This window comes from Streptomyces sp. NPDC048258 (assembly GCF_043201995.1).
Classification (GTDB): Bacteria; Actinomycetota; Actinomycetes; order Streptomycetales; family Streptomycetaceae; genus Streptomyces.
Genome location: NZ_JBICZH010000007.1, coordinates 129,002 through 149,498 on the forward strand (window position 1 = coordinate 129,002; position 20,497 = coordinate 149,498).

Consider the following 20,497-nt stretch of genomic DNA (forward strand, 5'->3'; position numbering starts at 1 on the left):
CACCATGAGCCACGCGGGCGCGCCGGTAGGCGGCCTGCTCGTGCTCGTCGACCCGGTCGCCCGCCGTCTTGACGGCGAGTCCGTGCGGATCGCGAAAGATGTGTTGTCAGCGGGAGCGGCGGCGAAAATCTGCCTCCCGGACTCGCAGGAGGAATTCGCGCGGGCTCTCGCCCGCCGGGGTCAACGACGGCTGGTGATCGTGGGCGACGACCGGGCCCTTTCACGCGCCGTGGGGCTGCTGCACCGGGAGCGGGGGCTGGCCGAGGGGGCCCTTTCGCTCGTGCCGGTGGGGCCTCCGGGGTCCCTGGTACTGGCCAGGTCGCTCGGCGTGCCGCTGTCCACGGTGTCCGGGGCGCGGGCGGTGCTGGAGGGGGCGCCGCGGTGGTGCGACCTGCTGGTGGACGACAGCGACGGGGTGGTCCTGGGCGGACTGCGGATCCCGCCGCTGCGGGGGGTCAGACCCCCGGCCGGGCCGTCCGTGTGGACGGCGTACCGCTCGCTGGTACGGACGCTGGTCCGGCCGGCGGGGCCGGGCGGCGGCGCGGGCCGGCTGCGGCTGCGGGTCGAGGCGGACGGGGTGGTCCTGGCGGATGTGGACCGGCCCGTGGAGGAGGTCTCGGTGGCCATGGGGAGTGACGGAGGGCTGGCGGAGGTCGTGGTCCGTACGGGTGCCGGCGCGGGCTCGGAGGTGACGGCCCGGGCGAAGACGGTCACGGTGTCGGGCGCAGACTTCCGCTACCGGGCCGACGCGGCGGTGACCGGGCCCGTGCGCCGCCGGACGTGGACCCTGCACCCAGGGGCATGGACCCTCACGCTGCCCCGGTGACGCGCGGGGCGGTGGCGTGCGGGGCGGTGAGGGGTGAGGCGGTCAGGGGTGAGGCGGTGGCGCGCGAGGCCGTGGCCCGCGAGGCGGTGAAGGGTGAGGCGCAGATGCGCGACGCGCTCGCCGACTGGCGGCGGGACGGGCTGCTGCTGTGCCTCCTGCCGATGTTCTGCTGGCCGGCGGTGGTCGCGGCCGTACTCACCCGGCCGGTGGCGCTGCTGGTGCTGCTGAGCCCGGTGGTGCTCGGGGTACGGGAGCTCCTCGCCGCCCGTCGGGCGGGCCGGGTCCTGCGGGACCCGGCCGCGCGCTGGACCTCGTACGGGTCCGTCGTCGTCAGGGCCCGGTGGCGGCCCCCGGTGCTGGTCCTGGACGCGGGCCCGGCGCTGAGCCTGGGCCTGCTGGGCCGACGGGTCCTGCCGCCGCGCCCGTGGCTGCGTACCGCCCCGGCGCCGGACACCGTCGAGGTGTGGCTGGCCGGGGACCCGTCGGCCGGGGGCGTGCTCTGGACTCCGGCGGCCCGCCGCCTGGGGCGCGCCCGTCCCGTCGGGGCGCCCAGGTCCCGTCCGGGCGATCTTCGCGGGCCCGCGCGGCCTGGCACGGCACCTCGCCGCGTTGTCGCTTTGCGCAAGTACGGCCAAGTACGAGCTGCGGTGCTCCGCCTTGCGATGCACCGCACCAGACCACGCGGGCCGACCCACGAAGATCGCCCGGACAGGACCTAGCCGAGGTCCAGGGTCGCCTTGCGGGCCCGCCAGCGGTCCATCAGACCCAGCAGCTCGCCCTGCATGAACTCGAAGAACGCGGCCGTCTCGGCGATGCGCGTCCCGGCCGGCGAGTCGGAGCCGAGGCTCGTGGCGCCCTCGCGCAGGGTCTTCTCCCACAGGGTCAGCACCTGGTCCCGCCGGGTGAAGGTCTCGTACCAGAGCTCGTTGTGCAGCACGTACCGGTCCCGCCGCGAGCCCGGTTCCCGCTCCCGGCTGACCATGTTGACCTGGGTCAGGTAGGACACGGCCCCCGACACCGCCGCCGGGCTGATCCGCAGTGCCTCGCCCAGTTCCGCCGAGGTCATCGCGCCCTCGTCGCTCGCCAGCAGCTGCGCGAAGACCCGCGCGGCCATCCGCTGCATCCCCGCCTCGGTCAGCTGCGCGGCGAACCGCTCCACGAAGCGCGAGACCGCTTCCTCGTTCCGTACCGCCGGTACCGCCATGTCGTCCGCCACCTTCCCGACTTTACGCGATTCCCGAGCTTCATAAAATTGTGAAAGTAGCGTACGTTCAGAAACATGACGAAGGCAATCAGCGTCGCCGGACTCCACAAGGCGTTCGGCCGCACCCACGCACTGGACGGACTCGACCTCTCGGTCGCCACCGGCGAGGTCCACGGCTTCCTCGGCCCCAACGGCGCCGGCAAGTCCACGACCATCCGGGTCCTGCTGGGCCTTCTGCGCGCCGACTCCGGCACCGCCGAACTCCTCGGCGGCGATCCCTGGGCCGACGCCGTGGCCCTCCACCGCCGCGTCGCCTACGTACCCGGCGACGTCACCCTGTGGCGCAACCTCTCCGGCGGCGAGGTCATCGACCTCTACGGACGGCTGCGCGGAGGCCTCGACCGGGCCCGCCGCGCCGAGCTGATCGAGCGGTTCGAGCTCGACCCGACCAAGAAGGGGCGTACGTACTCCAAGGGCAACCGGCAGAAGGTCGCCCTCGTCGCCGCCTTCGCCTCCGACGCCGAACTGCTCATCCTCGACGAGCCCACCTCCGGCCTCGACCCGCTGATGGAGGAGGTCTTCCAGGACTGCGTCGCCGACGCCCGCGCCGCCGGCCGCACCATCCTGCTGAGCTCGCACATCCTCAGCGAGGTCGAGACCCTCTGCGACCGGGTCAGCATCATCCGCAAGGGCCGGACCGTGGAGACCGGCACGCTCGCCGACATGCGCCACCTCACCCGTACGTCGATCAGCGCCGAGCTGGCCGGCCCGCCGAACGGCATCGCGCACCTGCCCGGCGTGTACGACGTGCAGGTGCAGGGGCTGAAGGTCCGGCTCCAGGCCGACACCGACAAGCTGGACGCCGTCCTGCGCGCCCTCACCGCATCGGGCGTGCGGTCGCTGACCTCGACCCCGCCCACCCTCGAAGAGCTGTTCCTGCGCCACTACACCGAAGAGGCGTCGCGATGAAGAACCAACTGGCGGGCACCGGCGTGCTGCTCCGGCTCGCCCTGCGCCGCGACCGCGTGATGATGCCGGTCTGGGTGCTGGTCACCACCCTGCTGGTGGTGAGCATGCCCGGCTCCCTGGGGAGCGTGTACGGGAGCGCCGCCGAACGCGCCGAGGTCGCCGCCTCGATGAACGCCAACAGCTCGATGCGCGCCCTGTACGGGCCGGTCTTCGGAGACTCGCTCGGCGCCCTGACCGCCTGGCGGATCGGCGTCTACGGCGCCGTCCTCGCGGCCGTGATGAGCCTGGTCATCGTCATCCGGCACACCAGGGAAGAGGAGGAGACGGGCCGTCAGGAACCGCTCTCCGCCGCGATGGTGGGGCGGCGGGCCCCGATGACGGCGGCCCTGCTGGCCGCCCTCGTGGCCAACGCGTGCGTCGCGCTGCTCGTCGCGGGCGGTCTCGCGGGGCAGGGCGCGTCCGGCGCGCTCGCCCTCGGGCTGGCCGTCGCGGGCGCCGGGATGCTCTTCGCCGGCATGGCGGCCATCGCCGCCCAGCTGACCGAGAGCGCCCGGGCCGCCAAGGGGATCACGGCCGCCGTGCTCGGCGCCGCCTTCGTCCTGAAGGCGGCGGGCGACGCCGGGACGGCCGGCGGGGAGTCGGCCCTGACCTGGCTCTCGCCGCTCGGCTGGGTGGAGAACGTACGGGCCTTCGCCTCGATGCGCTGGTGGGTGCTCGCGCTGCTCGCCGTGGCCGTCGTGGTGCAGGCGGGCGCCGCGTACGTCCTGGCCGGGCGCCGCGACCTGGGCATGAGCTTCCTGCCGACCCGGCCGGGGCCGGCCGATGGACGCCTGGGCACGGCGGGTGCGCTGGCCTGGCGGCTGCAGCGCGGCAGCGTGTTCGGCTGGAGCGCGGGCTTCCTGGCCGCCGGTCTCGTCTTCGGCGGGATGGCGGAGGGCGCGGCCGACGTGGTCGGCGGCAATGAGAAGACCCGTCAGATCATCGAGCGGATGGGCGGGCAGAGCGGGCTCACCGACGCCTTCCTCGCCGCGATGGCCGGGCTGCTGGGCCTGGTCGCCGCGCTGTACATCGTCTCCTCGGTGCTGCGGCTGCACGGTGAGGAGAGCTCGGCGCGTGCCGAACCCCTCCTCGCGAACGCGGTCGGCCGGCTGCGCTGGGCCGGCGGCCACCTCGCCGTCGCGTTCGGCGGCTCGGCGCTGATCCTGCTGCTGGGCGGCCTCGGGCTGGGGCTCGGGCACGGCGAGGACGTGGGCGCGGCGGTGGGTGCCACCCTCGCGCAGCTCCCGGCGGTGTGGGTGATCGGGGCGCTGGCCGCCCTCCTGTACGGCGCGGCCCCCACGTACGCGGTGGCCGCCTGGGCGGTGGCCGGGACCGCGCTGGCCCTGGGCTGGGTCGGCCCGGCGCTGAACCTCCCGGAGGCGGTCCTCGACCTCTCGCCCTTCGCCCACCTGCCCAAGCTCCCGGGCGCGCAGGCCCTGGCCTGGACCCCGCTGCTGCTCCTGACCGCCCTGGCGGTGGCCTTCACGGGCGCCGGACTGGCCGCCCTGCGCCGACGGGACCTGGTCGCCTGACACCTAGAACTGCACGAGCAGTTCCCGTAGCCCCCGGATGACATACCCGTCCCGCCACTGCGGCTCCTCGACGAGCCGCAGGGGCGGGACTCCGTCTGCCAGCAGCGCCCCGAAGGAGGCCTCCAGCTCCCGGCGCGCCAGCGGCGCCCCCAGGCAGTAGTGGATCCCGGCACCGAAGCTCAGGTGCGGATTGTCGGCCCGTACGAGGTCCAGCGCGTCGGGATCCGCGAACCGTTCGGGATCACGGTTCGCGGAACCGAACAGCAGTGCGACCTCGGCTCCGCGGGGGATGTCGGTGTCCCCGATCCGGATGTCGTCGAGGACCCAGCGCTCGAACATCTGCAGGGGGGTGTCATAACGCATGAGTTCATCCACAGCTGTGGACAACTTTTCGGGATCGTGGCGCTCGCGGAGCGCGGCGAGCTCGCCGGGGTTGCGGAACAGCGCCCACCACCCGTTGGCGGTGGTGTTGACGGTGGCCTCGTGCCCGGCGTTCAGCAGGAGCACGCATGTGGAGATCATCTCCTGCTCGCTGAGCCGGCCCTCCTCATCGTGGGCGGCGATCAACCCGGAGATCAAATCCTCGCCGGGGCGTGCGCGCCGCTCGGCGATCAGCTCCCGCAGGTACGCGCTGAACTCGACGCTCGCCCGCACCGCGCGCCGCGCCGTCTCCTCGTCCGGCCGGAGCTCGAACATCCCGCAGATGTCCGCCGACCAGGGCCGCAGCAGCCCCCGGTCCGCCTCCGGGACGCCCAGCAGCTCGGCGATCACCGCCACCGGCAGCGGCTCGGCGACGGCCGTGAGCAGATCCCCGCCCCCGTCCGCCAGCAGCCGCCCTACCAACTCCCCGGCCAGCCGCCGCACGGCGGGCACGAGCCGCTCCACCGTCCGCGGGGTGAAGGCCTTCGCCACCAGCCTGCGCACCCGCGCGTGCGCGGGATCCTCCAGGTCCAACAGCCCGTTGCCGTTGAGCACGTGGAAGGCCTCGTGCTCCGCCGGCGGCGGGGTGCGCCCGAACTCCTCGTGCGAGAACCGGTGCAGGTAGGTCCTCCCCAGCCGCCGGTCCCGCAGCAGGGCACTCACGTCGGCGTAGTGCGGCACCAGCCACTGCCCGGTGGCCTCGCACCACACCGCCCGCCCCTGCTCCCGCAACTCCCGGTACGCCGGATACGGATCGGCGACGAACGCGGCATCCCACGGATCAAAGCCCATCCCCGCACCCTATGCCGGGGTCACCAGCCGGGTCTCGTAGGCGAACACCGCCGCCTGGGTACGGTCCCGCAGGCCCAGCTTCACCAGGATCCGGCTCACATGGGTCTTGATCGTGGACTCCGCGACGATCAGCCGGCCGGCTATCTCCCCGTTGGACAGCCCCTGCGCGATCAGCACCAGCACCTCCTTCTCCCGCTCCGTCAACTCACCCACCCCCGCGGGGTCCGCGAGCTTCGGGGTCTCGGCGAGCTTCGAGAACTCCACGATCAGCCGCTTGGTCACCGACGGAGCCAGCAGTGCCTCCCCGGCCGCCACCACCCGGACCCCGTCCGCCAGCTGACGGGCCGACGCGTCCTTGAGCAGGAACCCGGAGGCCCCGGCGCGCAGCGCCTGGTACACGTACTCGTCGAGGTCGAAGGTCGTCAGGACCAGCACCTTCGCGTCCGTGTCGGCCGCCACGATCTCCCGCGTCGCCTCCAGCCCGTTCATCAACGGCATCCGGATGTCCATCAGCACCACGTCCGGCCGCAGCGCCGCCACCTGCGCGATGGCCTCACGGCCGTCGACCGCCTCGCCCACCACCTCGATGCCGTCCATGGCGTTCAACAGGACGGAGAACCCCTCGCGCACCATCATCTGGTCGTCGACGATCAACACCCTGATCGTCATGGCGTCCCCGCCTCCGATGCCGTCCCCGACCCCGATTCCGCCACCGGCTCGGGACGGTTGCGCACCGGTATGAACACCGCCACCTCGTACCCGCCCGTCCCGGTGTCGCCAGCCGTCATCTCCCCCTCCAGCATGGCCACCCGCTCCCGCATCCCGGTGATCCCGTGCCCGGCTCCCGGCGAGGGCCGCACATCCCCGGTCGGCGCCCCGTTGACGACGCGTATCCCCAGACCGCCCAGCACATACGACACCTCCACCGAGGCCGCCGCGCCCGGCGCGTGCCGCAGCGTGTTGCTCAGGGCCTCCTGGATGATCCGGTACGCCGACAGCTCCACCCCCTGCGGCAGCTCCCGCACCGCACCCGTGACCGTCTTCTCCACGCTCAGCCCGGCCTCACGCACATTGGCCAGCAGCCCGTCCAGCGAGGCCAGCGTCGGCTGCGGGGCGTCCGGAGCCTCGTAGTCCGCGGAACGCACCACGCCCAGCACCCGCCGCAGCTCCGTCAGCGCCGCCACCGCGTTCTCCCGGATGGTGACGAACGCCGCCTCCAGCTCCGGCGGCGGGTTCTTCACCCGGTACGGCGCGGCCTCCGCCTGGATCGCCACCACCGACATGTGGTGGGCCACCACGTCGTGCAGTTCCCGCGCGATCGTGGTCCGCTCCTCCAGCAGCGTCCGCTTGTCCCGCTCGACGGCCGTGACCTCCTGCTGCGCGCTCACCTCCGCCTTGGCGTTGCGGCGTATCTGGACGCTGCTCGCGATCGTCAGCGCGATGGCCGAGGTCACGGCCATCTCCGGCAGGTTCGTCCCGTACCGGTTGTTGAGCACCACCGACATCGAGAAGCCGAGGACCAGGGTGAGGGTCCACATCCACCCGGCCACCCGGGGTCCCGTCCGCAGGGTGACGAGGACCATGACCGCGATGTAGGAGACGAAGGCCCCCGGGCTCCAGGGCCACGCTTCATACCCGCCCAGCCCGGGTATGGCGCCGAGCACCAGCGTCATGGCGACCGCGGCCCACCAGGCGGCGATCGGCCGGACCAGTGTCATCAGGACCGGCGCCGCGGCCACCAGCCCCGTGAACAGGAGGCCGGCCTCGCCGAGATACCCCGAGTCCGAAGCCCCGGTCAACAGGACGAGGACGAAGGCCAGCGCCCCCACCGCCGCGTACTGGCTCCATGGCGCGTACCGGCGTATCGGAGCGGGCAGCCGTCTCACGAAGCGCCCCGGGGTCTCCACCAGCGGCAGCGGCCGGTAGGCCATGGCATCGGTGAGGAGATCCTGGCGCAGGGTCGCGATCACCTCCGATGCCACTCGGAATTCAGGCGTCCGGGGTGTCCCCCCGGTGGTCGTCTCGGTCATAACAGAACCGTAGGTCCGCACCGCCCTCGTCCGCGTCGCCGCTGATGGGGATATCCCGCGCTCCCTCTCAAGTACTACGTGGGGCAGATCAGTAGCCCGTCGGACGGACCAGACCCGTCTCGTACGCGAACACCGCCGCCTGCGTACGGTCCCGCAGGCCCAGCTTCACCAGGATCCGTCCCACGTGGGTCTTCACCGTCTGTTCCGCCACGGTCAGGTGCGCCGCGATCTCCGCATTCGACAGGCCCTGGGCCACGAGCGACAGGACCTCGGTCTCCCGCTCGGTCAGCTCGTCGATGCGCGCCCGCGACGGCGCGCGCGGCGCCCCCAGCCGGGAGAACTCCGTGATCAGCCGCTTCGTGATGTTCGGCGAGAGCAACGCCTCCCCGGCCGCCACCACCCGCACCGCCTCCGCGAGCTGGTCGGCCGACGCGTCCTTGAGCAGGAACCCGGAGGCTCCGGCCCGCAGCGCCTCGTACACGTACTCGTCGAGGTCGAAGGTGGTCAGCACCAGCACCTTCACGGTGGCTCCGGCGGCGCCCGTGATGACGGACGTGGCCTCGATGCCGCCCATCCCCGGCATGCGGATGTCCATCAGGACCACGTCCGGTCCCAGTGCGCCGACCTTGGCCACGGCATCCGCCCCGTCCACGGCCTGGCCGACCACCTCGATGTCCGGCTGGGCGTTGAGCAGCACGGTGAAGCCCTGCCGGACCATCATCTGGTCGTCGGCGATCATCACCTTGATCGGGGCGCTCATGTATTCCTCTTCGTCTCGGGTACGGGGCCGCCGGGCAGGTCCTGCGGATCCATCGGGAGTACGGCGGTCACCTCGTATCCGCCGTCGGGGCGGCGACCGGCGGCCAGCTCGCCCCCCAGCATGCCTGCCCGCTCCCGCATCCCCAGCAGCCCGTGCCCCGCGCCCGGCGAGGGCGCGGCCGGCCGGGTCGGCGCGGTGTTCGCTACGCACAGGTGCAGGTCGCGCGGCCCGTAGGCGATGCCGACCTCGACCCGCGAACCCGGCGCGTGACGCAGACAGTTGCTCAGCGCCTCCTGCACGATCCGGTACGCGGTGAGCTCGACGCCGGGAGTCAGCGGCCGCCGTATCCCCGCGATCTCGGTGGTGACATCGAGCCCGGCCCCGCGCACGTTGTCCACGAGGCCGTCCAACTCGGCGAGGGTCGGCTGCGGATGGTGGGGGTTCGCGGGATCGTCAGGCTGCTCGGAGCGCAGTACGCCCAGCACCCGCCGCAGCTCCGTCAGGGCCTCCAGCGCGTTCTCCCGGATGCCCGCGAGGTTCTCCTTGAGCTCCTCGGACGGATTCTCCACCAGGTGAGGGGCGACCTGCGCCTGGATGGAGATCACCGACATGTGGTGCGCGACGACGTCGTGCAGCTCGCGCGCGATCCGGCTGCGCTCCTCCAGCAGCGTGCGCCGGGCGCGCTCCTCCTCGGTGAGGGTCTCCTGCTCGACGAGTTTGCCGCGGGCCAGGCGGGTGGCCCGCAGGGCGTAGCCGAGGATTCCCACGAACCCGAAGAGGATGGCCACGCCCGCGATGATCGTCTGGCTCTGCGGCGGTCTGAGGACGGCCTCGGCCAGTCCGGAGAGGGCGAGCGTGATGCCGATGACCCAGACGGTCACCCGGGGCGGCACCCGCAGGGCGACCATCAGGATCAGGGGTGCGAGCGTGAACGGCCCGGCGGGCGTCCAGGGCCAGGACTGTCCCTGACCGACGTGGTCGTGGATGACCCAGGCGATGAGAGCCGCGGTGACGAGGCCGAGCCACCAGGCGGCGATCGGCCGGAACATGCTGAGCACGATGGACGCGGACGTCAGCAGCGACAGCCCCAGCACGGCGGAGCCGTGGACCCCGTAGTGGTCGTTCAGCTGCATCCCCGTCAGGACACCGCAGGGAATGGCCGCGTAGCCGAGGATCACGTGCGGGAGCCAGGCCAGCCAGCGCGGCCGGGACATCTTCGGGAGGGGATCCCCCTTCAGGGTGAACAGGTCCCGGGCCAGTCCGCGCGGCAGGACGGTGCGGTGCTCGGCGGGCGGCTCGGTCTGCTGGTTCACGTCGTCCAGGCTAAGGCCGGCCCTAGACATGGGTGATCTTCCTGACGGCGGTGGCCGTCCGGGGGCGGGGGACGGCGGCGGTAGCCGTGGTGGGGGCCGCGGTGGGGGCCTCGGCGGGGCCGGGCTTCGGATGGCAGGAGGCCTGTTCGTACGTACGGAACGCGGCCCAACACACCGTCAGCGCGGCGGCGAACACCGGCAGCCACAGCAGCCGGGCCGCTATCCACTCCATCGAGCCGGGCACCGTGTGCAGCCCGGGCAGGTCGGCCGGGACCAGCAGCCCGAGGGCGGTGACGGCCATCATCGCGGTCTGGTGCCAGAGGAAGATCGTCATGGCGGAGAGGTTCACCAGGGCCACCTTCGCCCAGGCCGCCGGCCGCCGCATGGCCCGGGCCAGCGGCTCGCGGACCAGCAGGGCCAGCCCGCACTGGGCCAGTCCGAACGCGGCCGCGGCGAGCGTCGGCGGGTTCAGGTTCGACATGGCGGCCCCGGGGACGCCCACCATGGACGCCGGGTAGCCGCCCCACAGGATCAGCGCGGCGGTGGCGACGGTTCCGGCGGCGAGCAGGAGGAGTGCGGGACCGCGCCGGGCGAACGCCCCTCGGGACCATGCGGCACCCAGGGTGTAGGGGACGAGCCAGCCCGCGGCCACATTGACCCAGCCGACCCACTCGGGCCCGCCGAGTCCGAAGCGCCACAGGTCGACGCCCGCCACCACGGCCAGCGGCCACAGCGGGTTGAGCCTGGCCACCAGCGGGGTCGCCGCGGTCAGCGCGGCGAAGACGAGGAGGAACCAGAGGGGGGAGAGGACCAGCTTCACCAGCGTCTGGACGGTGTTCAGCTCCACTCCGCCGACGAGCATCCCGCCCGCCACGACGGCCCACACGGTGAGCACGGCGGCGACCGGACGGAACAGCCGGCCCAGCCGCTGCCCGACCCAGGTGCGGTACGAGTCCCCGCGCTCGCGCGCCGAGACGTAGCCGCGGGCGGCTACGTGGCCGCCGACGAGGAAGAAGACGGCGAGGGTCTGGAACACCCAGGACACCGGGGCGAGCCAGGCCATGTGCGCGAGCGGGCTGGTGTTGCTCAGGCCGCCGTCGGCGGTGGTCAGGGCGGTGACCAGCCAGTGGCCGAGCACCACGCCGAGGATCGCGAAGGTCCGCAGCGCGTCCACGGCGCGGTCCCGGTCGGCCGGGGTGGCCGCCTCGATACCCTCGGCCAGGACGGACCAGCGGGCGCGGAGCTTACGCATGGGGGTCCTCCTGGGTGGTGGTGGTGGTGGTGGCGGGGGCAGCGGTACCGAGGACGATGGCGGCCAGGTTGTCGAGGGACTCGGTGCCGGGCTTGAGGTAGTCGCTGTGCCCGGCCGGGCCGGCGGAGAAGGCCCGTGCTCCGAAGGCGGGGTCGACGGGGTCGGTACCGAAGCCGATCCCGCCGAGCCGGACGTGCGGGACGTTGCCTATCCAGTCGCCGCCGCCCCGCCCGGCCCAGACGCGGGCTCCCGTCGGCAGGTCCCGGGCGGAGCCGGCCCCCGTCCCCGGGCTGCCGAAGAGGACCATGTCGGTGACCTCGGGCCCGGTCGAGGTCCGGGCGCAGACCACGGAGCCGTAGGAGTGGCACAGGAGCGAGATGTGGGAGCCGGGCCCCGTCATGTCCCGCAACCCGTCGAGGAAGGGCCCCAGTTCGGCGGCGGCCTGGTCGGCCCGATCGGCGGTCAGGACGGTCGTGCTGACCGTGCCGGGTGTGTCGTACCCGAGCCAGGCGACCACGGCGGAGCGCGGATGCTCGGCCTGGAGGCGCTGCTGAAGGGAGACGGCCCCGGCACGGAACCTTTGGTAGGTGTCGAGCGTCGTGTCGGACCCGGGCACCAGGACCGTGACCCGGTCGGCGGTTTCCAGGTCGCCGAACACCTCGACGGCCCGGCCCCGTCCGCGGCCGTCGAAGACGAGGAACCGCGCCGAACCCGCCGCGTCCATGACGCGCAGTTTCGCGGCGCGGCCGGTCCGTCCCGCGTCCTCGGCCATGCGGGCCGCCTCGGCGAGGCTGGCACGGTTGGCGGCGTACCGGCCGTGCGGAGCGGCGCCTTCGGCGAACACCACGGGCGCCGGCGCGGGAACACCGGGGGAGGCGGCGGCGGACACGGGGACCACGACCGCCGCCGCGACCAGCGCGGCCAGCAGCGTGCGCCGCAGCCGCCCGGCCGACACGGCCCTTCGCCCCGACCCCGCCTCCGACCCCGCGCCCGGTCCTGCCTCCGCTCCCTGCGCCCCGCCGCTGCCCGCCGTCGTGCCCACGGTCGTCGCCCCCGCCGCCATTGTCTCTTCCTTCGGTCGGGAAGAGCCGTCACCGCCCTTCTCTGCTTCCGAAGTTAGAAATCGGGACCCCTCGTCGGCGTCACGCTCCAGAGCCGTGTTCGCGCGTAGCTCTCAGGTATGACTGGGGATACCTGAGAGGCACGTCGAAGCCCAAGTCGCCCCAGCCACAGCTCGGTTAGGGTCCCGGAATGACCCAGGCCGACTGGCGCCACGACCGCATCGGCAGCGCGCACCGCGGGGAGAACCCCACCGTCCTGCGCCGCCTCGACTCCGGTTTCGCCGTGATCGGGGACCGGCAGTTCCTGCCCCGATACTCCGTACTGCTGACCGACGATTCCGCCGTGACCCGCCTCTCCGGCCTCCCCCGGGCGGGCAGGACCGCGTACCTCACCGACCTGGAGCGGCTCGCCGAGGCCGTCGAGCGCGCCTGCCGGCGGCTCGACCCGGCCTTCCGCCGCGTGAACATCGAGATCCTGGGCAACACCGACCCAACCTCCACGCGCACATCTGGCCCCGCTACGACTGGGAGCCCGCCGACCGCGTCCGGCTGCCCGTGTGGCTGTACGAGGAGGAGTACTGGCGGGGCGAGCAGCACGCGCTGAGCCGTCGGCACGACGGTCTGCGGGTCGCCATCGGAGCGGAACTCGATGCCCTGGCAGGGCATTCCGACCAGGGCCTGCTGTCCGGCGGATCTTCTGGGGCCGGCGACGCGCCTCCGGGCCCTGGGGGCCTGGGAGATGCCGATGCAGTTGCCTAATCGGTTTGCCGTCGGCGAACCCGGTCGGGTAGGAAACCTGCATGCTTAGAGGCAGCAAGGTCGGGCTCAGGGCCCGGCACGAGGACGACATCCCGATCCTGCGGGCTGAGCTCTACGACGACGTGGTCAACGCCTCGCGGGCCGAAGGGGGGCCGTGGCGGCCGATCACGCCCGGCTCGAAGGACCCGCGGCTCGTGGTGGACGACAAGGAGCAGGGGCACGTCCCCTTCTCTGTAGTGGAGCTGGAGGGCGGCACGCTGGTCGGCACCGCGACGCTGTGGGGCATCGACACCCACAACCGGTCCGCGCACATCGGCCTTGGACTGCTGCCGTCCTGTCGTGGCAAGGGCTACGGCACCGACGTGGTCGCGGTGCTGTGCCACTACGGTTTCATCGTGCGCGGCTTGCAGCGGCTGCAGATCGAGACGCTGTCGGACAACGCCGCGATGCTGCGCTCAGCCGAGAGCAACGGCTTCGTCCGCGAGGGCGTGCTGCGCTCCTCGGCCTGGGTGATGGGCGAGTTTCTTGACGAGGTGCTGCTCGGGCTCCTCGCGCAGGACTGGAAGCCGGACTCGAAGGGCTAGGTCTGCCCGGAGGGCTCGACTTCGTTCCTTCGCTTGTAGATCGTCTTGTCGAAGCCTGCGGGTCGGCCGCCCTTGCCGCGCCTTCGCTGTCGGTTGGCCCGCTGGTTCTTCGGTTCGGGGACGGTGTGTTTGATCTGGCGCCGTCGCAGGTGCGCGGCGCCCGCGGGCTTCACCGCGAGGTACACCTAGGCCGGTGCGGCGAGCAGCGCCGCCAGGCCCGCCATGGTGAGGGCGTCCCAGAGCAGTTGGCCGCCGGTCGCGCCGAGCGGCGGGGCGAGGGCAGGGTGAGGGTGGGGTGAGGTGGTGGCCGAGCGCGCGGCTCAGTCTGCCACCAGGGGTTCGACGTAGCCCGCGCGCCACCGCGGGGCCGGGTCCTGGCCGGGGCTGGTCCGGTACTCCCGAGCCCCCACGATCTCCCCGTCGCGCACCGTCCACAGGGAGACGGCCCGGTAGACCACGTGGTCCTGGGGGATCTCCACCTCGGTGACGACGAGGTCGCCGTCCGCCAGGATGCGCAACAGGTCGACGGATCTCTCGTCCGCGTACTCGTCGTCGCTGTCGACGGCTATGAAGTTGGCTCGTCCCACGATGCGTTCGCCGCTGACGGGCCATTCGATGACCGCGTCCTCGGCGATGAGCTTGGCTACGCCGTGCCAGTCGCGGGCCTCGATCCGGGCCGAGAGTTGGGGTGGGGGTGCGGTCGGTTGCCCGTCGCCGGGGTGGGCTGCCGGGGCTCCGCCCCGCGCCCCGCGCCTCAAGCGCCGGCGGGGCTGGAGTGTGCCCGGCGGGGCCGGGTGGGGTGGTGCGGCTCAAAGATCGGGGCTCCGCCCCGGACCCCGCGCCTCAAACGCCGGCGGGGCTGGATTGTGCCCGGCGAGGCTGGATTGGGGCCGGCGGGGCTGGAATGTGCCCGACGGGGCTGGAGTGTGGTCGGCGGGGCCGGGTGGGGTGGTGCGGCTCAAAGATCGGGGCTCCGCCCCGGACCCCGCGCCTCAAACGCCGGCGAGGCTGGATTGGGGCCGGCGGGGGCGGGTGGCGGGGGCGGGAGGGGGGACAGGGTGTCCAGGGCGGTCGAGAGGCGTTCCAGGACGCGGACCGTTTCCGTGAAGGCGGCGTCGCCCAGTTCCTCCGCGAGGCGGGTGGCCAAGGACGCGTGGCCCGGGCCGATGCGGGCCACCGCCTCGCGGCCGGCCTCCGTCGGACGCAGCAGCTTGGCCCGGCGGTGCGCCGGGTTCGGGACGTACTCCGCGAGGCCCTTCGCGGCGAGCAGGTCCGCGATGCGCTGGACGCTCTGCCGGGTGATCCCCATGGCCCGGGCGATGCCCGCGACCGGCAGCGGCTCGTGCAGCACCGCGCCCAGTACCTGCCACCACGCGGCCGTCAGCCCGGCCGGCCGGGCCAGTTCCTCGGAGACCGAGAGGAACTGGCCGTTCAGCCGGAAAACCCCGAGCGCGGTCCGGCTGAGCAGGTCCTGCCGGGCTCGGACCGAGGGTTCACGCATCGCCCGCCTCCGCCGCCGCTGCCAGCACCGGGTACGCGCTCGGGTCCGAGTCGTGGAACAGCCGGTACCACGCGTCCAGGACATCCGGCTTGTACACGTCCAGGCGGGCGAAGACCTCGCGGGCGAAGGCCACCGGCTCCGTCGGCCCCGCCGTGATCAGGTCGCCGTCCGTCACCGCGTCGGCCACGACATACCGCTCGGCGCCGCCGTAGCCCGGCTGCTCCGCCAGGTAGAAGGAGGCCGCGCTGGTGTGCGCGCGGTCGTCCAGCAGGCCCGCCCGGGCGAGGCCGGCCGTGGCTCCGCAGATCGCCGCGACCGGCACCCCGGCGGCCAGGAACTCCCGCGCCTTCGCCGCGAACGGCGCCAGGTCCTCGCTCGTGTCCCACAGCGAGGCGCCGGTGAGGATCAGCAGGGAGGAGTCCTGCGGCCGCAGACCGGACAGGGCCAGGTCTGGCTGGATGCGGACGCCGCCCATGGTGGTGACCGGCCGCTCGACGCTCAGGCCGACGGTGCGTATGCGGTGGCCGCGCTGGGTCAGGTGAGCGGTGGTGTGGCCGGTCTCCCAGTCCGCGTACGTGTCGTAGACCGCGAGGTGGACGGGCTTGCGCGGGGTCTCGCTCATGGTGATCGCCTCCGGAGTGAGGGGGATTCGACTTCCAGGTCGCGCTCTATGACAAGAGACTGTCATGACGACAGTATGCTGTCAACCTTCGGGACTTCGCCCGCCTGACGACAGACTGCCGAGAGCCGCCCCCCACCCCCATACAGTCCGCCGATATCCCTTCCCACCTGCGCACTTCTAGCGTGACGCCATGACCCCTCATGTCGCCTCGCACACCCTTGCCGCAGTGAAGGACGCCGACCGCAAGCACGTCTTCCACTCCTGGTCCGCCCAGGCCCTGATCGACCCCCTCGCCGTCGCCGGGGCCGAGGGGTCGTACTTCTGGGACTACGACGGCAAGCGCTACCTCGACTTCTCCTCCCAGCTGGTCAACACCAACATCGGCCACCAGCACCCCAAGGTCGTCGCCGCGATCCAGGAGCAGGCCGCCCGGCTCTGCACCCTCGCGCCCGGCTTCGCCGTCGACGTCCGCTCCGAGGCCGCACGCCTCATCGCCGAGCGGACCCCCGGTGACCTGGACAAGATCTTCTTCACCAACGGCGGCGCCGAGGCCGTCGAGAACGCCGTCCGCATGGCCCGGCTGCACACCGGCCGGCAGAAGGTGCTGTCCACCTACCGCTCGTACCACGGCGCCACCGCCGCCGCGATCAACCTCACCGGCGACCCGCGCCGCTGGCCCTCCGACACGGCCGCCGCCGGCGTCGTGCACTTCTGGGGCCCGTACCTCTACCGCTCCGCCTTCCACGCCACCAACGAGGCCGAGGAGTGCGCCCGCGCCCTCGCCCACCTCGCCGACACCATCGCCTTCGAGGGGCCGCAGACCATCGCGGCGATCATCCTGGAGAGCGTGCCCGGCACCGCCGGCATCATGACCCCGCCGCCCGGCTACCTCGCGGGCGTGCGCGAGCTCTGCGACCGCCACGGCATCGTCTTCATCCTGGACGAGGTCATGTCGGGCTTCGGACGCACCGGCACGTGGTTCGCCGCCGACCACTGGGGCGTCACCCCCGACCTGATCACCTTCGCCAAGGGTGTGAACAGCGGGTACGTGCCGCTCGGCGGCGTCGCCATCTCCGCCGCGATCGCCGAGACCTTCGCCACACGTCCCTACCCGGGCGGACTCACGTACTCCGGTCACCCCCTCGCCTGCGCCGCCGCCGTCGCGACGATCAACGCGATGGAGGAGGAGGGCATCGTCGAGCACGCCGCCCGCCTCGGCGAGGACGTGATCGGACCGGGGCTCGCCGAGATCGCCGAGCGCCACCCCTCCGTGGGCGAGGTCCGGGGTCTGGGTGCCTTCTGGGCGCTGGAACTCGTACGGGACAAGGAGACGCGCGAGCCCCTCGTTCCCTACAACGCGGCGGGCGCCGCCAACGCGCCGATGGCCGAATTCGCGGCGGCCTGCAAGGCGTCCGGCCTGTGGCCCTTCGTCAACATGAACCGCACCCACGTCGTCCCGCCGTGCACCATCACGGAGGCGGAGGCGAAGGAGGGTCTGGCTCTCCTGGACGAGGCGCTGACGGTCGCCGACCGCCACACCACGGCCGCGGCCGGGTAGTCCGCGGCGCGTCCGCGCATCGACGCGGGTGGCTGGATTCCGTCCGTATAACGGGCACTAAATCCGCATACTGATCTTCAACCGCTCTATTTCGGCCGCGCTGCCTGGCCTATGGTGTCCGGAGTTCTACAGAGGAGACGGACCCCTATGCCAGGCAGTGGAGCGGTCACCCGCAACACACTTCGCCAGCAGATCGCGGACGCGCTGCGTGACGAGGTGCTCGCGGGACGCCTGCCGCCGGGGACCGAGTTCACCGTCAAGCAGATCGCCGAGCAGTACGAGGTCTCCGCGACCCCGGTCCGCGAGGCGCTCGTGGACCTCTCGGCCCAGGGGCTGCTCGAACTGGTCCAGCACCGCGGCTTCCGCGTGCGGATCTTCTCCGTGGACGACTTCCGGGGCATGATCGAGGCCCGCTCGCTGGTCGTGGACGGGATCTTCCGCAGGCTCGCCGAGCGGGGCACCGCCATCGGCTCCGGCGAGACGCTGGTGTCGGTGCGCCGCCGGGCCGAGGAGGCGCGGCGGGCCGCGCAGAGCGGTTCGCTCGAAGTGCTGATCGGCTACGACCTGCGCTTCTGGCGGGAGCTGAGCGCGCTGGTCGGCAACACCTACATCTCCGAGTTCCTCCACCGCATCCGGGTGCAGTGCTGGGTCTTCGCCGTACCGCACCTCCAGCGCGATCCGCAGCGGCTGCGGGCGGCGCTGTGGGACGGGCACAGCGACCTCGTGGACGCGGTGACCCTCGCGGACGCGGACGCGGTACGGAGCATCGTGCGGGGCTACAACCAGCACGCCCTGGCCTGGGCCGCCGGACTGTAGCGCCCCCCGGCGGCCGGGCTGTCGTGCCCATGGCGTCACCCACCGTGGACCAGGTTCTGCGCACCCCTTCGCGGAGGGTGTTCGGCCCACTACTCTGACCGGATCGGCGGCATCGACTGATCGGAGCCCGCGTGGCCTGTGACCTGTGGCTGGTCCCCCTTGTCGACGTGCTGTGCCACAGCCCCGACAATCCGTTCGCGGAGGAGATCGCCTCGTACGACAAGGCGCTGGGGGAGGCCGGACTGCCGTCCGTGCCCGTGTTCGCCTACATGCCGGGCCTGAGCGGGGACGTCGCCCCCGTCGCCGGCTTCGACTACGACGCCCTGCATTTCCTGCGGCGGGCGTACCTGCTCCAGATCTGCGGGCTGCCGGTGACGCCGGTGGACGAGCTGGGCGGGGACTACGAGCAGCTGCTGGAGATGTTCGAGCCGACGGCGCAGCAGTCGCATCTGGTGTGGCACTACGACCACGCGGGGGCGTACGTCCCCGTGGACTTCGCGGCTCCGCTGGCGAACGAGGAGCTGCTGGCCGGCGGGGGGCCGCTGGGGTCGGCGCAGGGGTTGCTGCGGGAGCTGGAGTTCGTGGCGCCGGCGATCGGGATAGATCCGGGGAATCCGCCTGCCGCGCCGGCTCCGCCGGGGCGGCCGACGTCGTTGGAGGAGCCGGCGGGGCCGATTCCGTACGACCACAGTCCCTTCGCTCGTGAGCGGCATGTCTGGTTGGGGTTGCATGCGGCTGCCACGCGGAGTCTCGGGCAGGGCTCGATGATCATCTTCAGCTGATCCGTGCCGGTGGGTGGGTGCGGGGCCGCTGCGCGGAGCTGGTCCCCGCCCCGCCCTTTCTCCGTTTCCCGGGGCTCCGCCCCCGGACCCCGCGCCTCAAGCGCCGGCGGGGCTGGGAGGTGCCGGGGCTCCGCCCCCCCGTCCCCGCGCCTCAAGCGCCGGCGGGGCTCAAAGACCCGGGGCTCCGCCCCCGGACCCCGCGCCTCAAGCGCCGGCGGGGCTGGGAGGTGCCGGGGCTCCGCCCCCCCGTTCCCCCGCCTCAAGCGCCGGCGGGGCTGGATAGGGCTGGGCTCCAGCTGGATCGCAGGTCAGCGGGGCTGTTCCGGGGGGCGTTGGCGGGGCATGTTGGGGCGGGTGCCCGGGGGGAGGGGGAAGCGGGCCGGGGGGATGTAGGCGTCCGAGCGGGCGCCCGCGGCGCCCAGGGACTGCATCACCAGCGGGGCGGGGCCGGAGCTGAACTCCACCATCCACTCCGCCGTCTCGGAGCGGACCAGCTCCGTCACGTCCTCCGAGAAGCGCCGCAGCACCGTGAGGCAGCGCTCGGCGGCCTCGCTCGCCGTGCCCTCCGTCGGGCCGAGCACCTCCCGTACGTTCTCGGAGGCCCAGTCGAACTGGAGCGTCTGCAGGCGGCGCTGGACCGCCTGCGCGGTGGCGACGTCCCGCATCCAGCCGGACGTCAGGCCGAAGAACCGGTCACAGGCCAGGCAGGCCGCGCCCAGCAGCAGCGCGAGGAACCCGTACGCCGAAGCGCCCGGCGCCGAGCCCGTCAGCTCCAGCAGCGGCATCGCGGCGCCCGTGACGGCGCCGAGGGCGGCACCGGCGCGCAGTACGCGCGCGCCCCGGCGCTTCCACGCCCGGTCGGACAGGTACCACTCGGCGGTGCGCAGCGCGTCGTCCTCGACCCGGCGGTAGAGCTCGTCGAGGCGCTCGGCGGGCTCGCCCCAGTCCCCGAGGGGAAACGGCCGGCCGGTCAGATCGCCCGCCGCCATAGGCCCGCCGCCCTCTTCCCGGGGATCCCGGGGTGGCCCCTCGGGCTGCATCTCCGGCTGGCTCACCCGGCACTCCCTCTGCCTGCGCTGACGTGTGGTGGTGCGCGTGTGCGCAATGGTGCGCATGCTCTTCCTACCTTCGAATGACGCGCGATGGACAACGAATCCCGGGATTTCCGCCCGCAAGGAGGGTTCCAGCAGGTACGCGCACGCCCCGACTCTCACTCGAAAGAGTTGGTCCTCACGGCGTAGGGCGCAGCGCCCGGGGAGCACGTAGGCTCGGATTGACCAAGCGTCCCGACCGAGTGTCCCGACCGTACGGAGTGAGTGACCTGTGATTCCCGGTGGTGGCCAGCCCAACATGCAGCAGCTGCTCCAGCAGGCCCAGAAGATGCAGCAGGACCTCGCCGCGGCCCAGGAGGAGCTCGCCCAGGCCGAGGTCGAGGGCCAGGCCGGCGGCGGTCTGGTCAAGGCGACCGTCACCGGTTCCGGTGAGCTGCGCGCACTGGTGATCGACCCGAAGGCCGTGGACCCGGACGACACGGAGACGCTCGCCGACCTGGTGGTCGCGGCGGTCCAGGCGGCCAACGAGAATGCCCAGGCGCTCCAGCAGCAGAAGCTGGGGCCCCTCGCCCAGGGCCTGGGCGGCGGCAGCGGCATCCCCGGCCTCCCGTTCTAACACCGAATC

The 20,497-nt window shown here is 72.8% G+C and carries 21 protein-coding genes and 2 pseudogenes; 10 read left to right on the forward strand and 13 right to left on the reverse strand.

The window, feature by feature from the left end; genetic code table 11:
- Nucleotides 1-4: 4 nt before the first annotated feature.
- Nucleotides 5-826, forward strand: coding sequence for a diacylglycerol kinase (locus ACGFYQ_RS18255; protein WP_393745326.1), 822 nt, complete (start codon nt 5-7; stop codon nt 824-826).
- Nucleotides 802-1,545 carry a hypothetical protein gene (locus ACGFYQ_RS18260; RefSeq protein WP_393744964.1) on the forward strand — a complete coding sequence of 248 codons (744 nt, stop codon included), beginning with the start codon at nt 802-804 and terminating at the stop codon, nt 1,543-1,545. Before ACGFYQ_RS18255 ends, ACGFYQ_RS18260 begins: the two co-directional genes overlap by 25 nt.
- Here the strand turns inward: ACGFYQ_RS18260 and ACGFYQ_RS18265 are convergent.
- Nucleotides 1,542-2,030: a GbsR/MarR family transcriptional regulator gene (locus tag ACGFYQ_RS18265; protein ID WP_393745328.1), complete on the reverse strand. Its 489-nt coding sequence runs from the start codon at nt 2,028-2,030 to the stop codon at nt 1,542-1,544. The genes ACGFYQ_RS18260 and ACGFYQ_RS18265 overlap by 4 nt on opposite strands.
- Nucleotides 2,031-2,105: 75 nt before the next feature.
- Between ACGFYQ_RS18265 and ACGFYQ_RS18270 the strand changes: the two genes are divergently transcribed.
- Complete coding sequence (locus tag ACGFYQ_RS18270; protein ID WP_393744966.1) at nt 2,106-2,999, forward strand: ATP-binding cassette domain-containing protein; 894 nt, start codon at nt 2,106-2,108, stop codon at nt 2,997-2,999.
- Nucleotides 2,996-4,570, forward strand: a complete 1,575-nt coding sequence (locus ACGFYQ_RS18275) for an ABC transporter permease (protein WP_393744968.1) — start codon at nt 2,996-2,998, stop codon at nt 4,568-4,570. The genes ACGFYQ_RS18270 and ACGFYQ_RS18275 overlap by 4 nt, the downstream gene beginning before the upstream one ends.
- A gap of 3 nt (nt 4,571-4,573) precedes the next feature.
- Here the strand turns inward: ACGFYQ_RS18275 and ACGFYQ_RS18280 are convergent, their stop codons facing one another.
- From ACGFYQ_RS18280 to ACGFYQ_RS18310, 7 genes are all read right to left on the reverse strand, one after another.
- Nucleotides 4,574-5,782, reverse strand: a complete 1,209-nt coding sequence (locus ACGFYQ_RS18280) for a cytochrome P450 (protein ID WP_393744970.1) — start codon at nt 5,780-5,782, stop codon at nt 4,574-4,576.
- A 9-nt stretch (nt 5,783-5,791) separates the two neighbouring features.
- Nucleotides 5,792-6,451 carry a response regulator gene (locus ACGFYQ_RS18285; RefSeq protein WP_388561254.1) on the reverse strand — a complete coding sequence of 220 codons (660 nt, stop codon included), beginning with the start codon at nt 6,449-6,451 and terminating at the stop codon, nt 5,792-5,794.
- Entirely contained in the window at nt 6,448-7,812 is a 1,365-nt protein-coding gene (locus ACGFYQ_RS18290; protein WP_393744973.1) for a sensor histidine kinase, read from the reverse strand. Before ACGFYQ_RS18290 ends, ACGFYQ_RS18285 begins: the two co-directional genes overlap by 4 nt.
- Nucleotides 7,813-7,900: 88 nt before the next feature.
- Complete coding sequence (locus ACGFYQ_RS18295; protein WP_393744975.1) at nt 7,901-8,572, reverse strand: response regulator; 672 nt, start codon at nt 8,570-8,572, stop codon at nt 7,901-7,903.
- The gene (locus tag ACGFYQ_RS18300; protein WP_393744977.1) at nt 8,569-9,885 is read right to left on the reverse strand and encodes a sensor histidine kinase; all 1,317 of its coding nucleotides are present in this window, start codon (nt 9,883-9,885) and stop codon (nt 8,569-8,571) included. The genes ACGFYQ_RS18295 and ACGFYQ_RS18300 overlap by 4 nt, the downstream gene beginning before the upstream one ends.
- Nucleotides 9,886-9,907: 22 nt before the next feature.
- Nucleotides 9,908-11,137 carry an acyltransferase gene (locus ACGFYQ_RS18305; protein WP_393744979.1) on the reverse strand — a complete coding sequence of 410 codons (1,230 nt, stop codon included), beginning with the start codon at nt 11,135-11,137 and terminating at the stop codon, nt 9,908-9,910.
- Nucleotides 11,130-12,200, reverse strand: coding sequence for an alpha/beta hydrolase (locus ACGFYQ_RS18310; protein ID WP_393744981.1), 1,071 nt, complete (start codon nt 12,198-12,200; stop codon nt 11,130-11,132). Before ACGFYQ_RS18310 ends, ACGFYQ_RS18305 begins: the two co-directional genes overlap by 8 nt.
- A gap of 188 nt (nt 12,201-12,388) precedes the next feature.
- Between ACGFYQ_RS18310 and ACGFYQ_RS18315 the strand changes: the two are divergent.
- Nucleotides 12,389-12,855, forward strand: a pseudogene (locus ACGFYQ_RS18315) (diadenosine tetraphosphate hydrolase); the annotation flags it as partial.
- A 143-nt stretch (nt 12,856-12,998) separates the two neighbouring features.
- A complete protein-coding gene (locus tag ACGFYQ_RS18320; protein ID WP_393744983.1) occupies nt 12,999-13,541 on the forward strand; it encodes a GNAT family N-acetyltransferase in 543 nt (180 codons plus the stop codon).
- Nucleotides 13,542-13,555: 14 nt separating this feature from the next.
- Here the strand turns inward: ACGFYQ_RS18320 and ACGFYQ_RS18325 are convergent.
- From ACGFYQ_RS18325 to ACGFYQ_RS18340, 4 genes and pseudogenes are all read right to left on the reverse strand, one after another.
- Nucleotides 13,556-13,693 (reverse strand): annotated as a pseudogene (locus ACGFYQ_RS18325) (IS5/IS1182 family transposase); the annotation flags it as partial.
- Between the two features lie 168 nt (nt 13,694-13,861).
- Nucleotides 13,862-14,299, reverse strand: a complete 438-nt coding sequence (locus tag ACGFYQ_RS18330) for a nuclear transport factor 2 family protein (protein ID WP_393744985.1) — start codon at nt 14,297-14,299, stop codon at nt 13,862-13,864.
- A gap of 200 nt (nt 14,300-14,499) precedes the next feature.
- Nucleotides 14,500-15,042 (reverse strand): MarR family winged helix-turn-helix transcriptional regulator, encoded by a 543-nt coding sequence (locus ACGFYQ_RS18335; RefSeq protein ID WP_393744987.1) that lies wholly within the window; start codon nt 15,040-15,042, stop codon nt 14,500-14,502.
- Nucleotides 15,035-15,664, reverse strand: coding sequence for a type 1 glutamine amidotransferase family protein (locus ACGFYQ_RS18340; RefSeq protein WP_393744989.1), 630 nt, complete (start codon nt 15,662-15,664; stop codon nt 15,035-15,037). Before ACGFYQ_RS18340 ends, ACGFYQ_RS18335 begins: the two co-directional genes overlap by 8 nt.
- A gap of 190 nt (nt 15,665-15,854) precedes the next feature.
- Here ACGFYQ_RS18340 and ACGFYQ_RS18345 point away from each other — a divergent pair, with 190 nt between their 5' ends.
- The 3 genes from ACGFYQ_RS18345 (at nt 15,855) to ACGFYQ_RS18355 (ending at nt 18,820) form a co-directional block, all read left to right on the forward strand.
- Complete coding sequence (locus ACGFYQ_RS18345; protein WP_393744991.1) at nt 15,855-17,222, forward strand: aspartate aminotransferase family protein; 1,368 nt, start codon at nt 15,855-15,857, stop codon at nt 17,220-17,222.
- A 147-nt stretch (nt 17,223-17,369) separates the two neighbouring features.
- Nucleotides 17,370-18,038 (forward strand): GntR family transcriptional regulator, encoded by a 669-nt coding sequence (locus tag ACGFYQ_RS18350; protein ID WP_393744993.1) that lies wholly within the window; start codon nt 17,370-17,372, stop codon nt 18,036-18,038.
- 131 nt (nt 18,039-18,169) lie between these two features.
- The gene (locus tag ACGFYQ_RS18355; protein WP_393744995.1) at nt 18,170-18,820 is read left to right on the forward strand and encodes a hypothetical protein; all 651 of its coding nucleotides are present in this window, start codon (nt 18,170-18,172) and stop codon (nt 18,818-18,820) included.
- Between the two features lie 308 nt (nt 18,821-19,128).
- Here ACGFYQ_RS18355 and ACGFYQ_RS18360 read toward each other — a convergent pair whose 3' ends face one another.
- Nucleotides 19,129-19,875, reverse strand: a complete 747-nt coding sequence (locus tag ACGFYQ_RS18360; protein WP_393744997.1) for an SLATT domain-containing protein — start codon at nt 19,873-19,875, stop codon at nt 19,129-19,131.
- 268 nt (nt 19,876-20,143) lie between these two features.
- Between ACGFYQ_RS18360 and ACGFYQ_RS18365 the strand changes: the two genes are divergently transcribed.
- The gene (locus ACGFYQ_RS18365; protein ID WP_362394527.1) at nt 20,144-20,488 is read left to right on the forward strand and encodes a YbaB/EbfC family nucleoid-associated protein; all 345 of its coding nucleotides are present in this window, start codon (nt 20,144-20,146) and stop codon (nt 20,486-20,488) included.
- Nucleotides 20,489-20,497 lie beyond the last annotated feature (9 nt).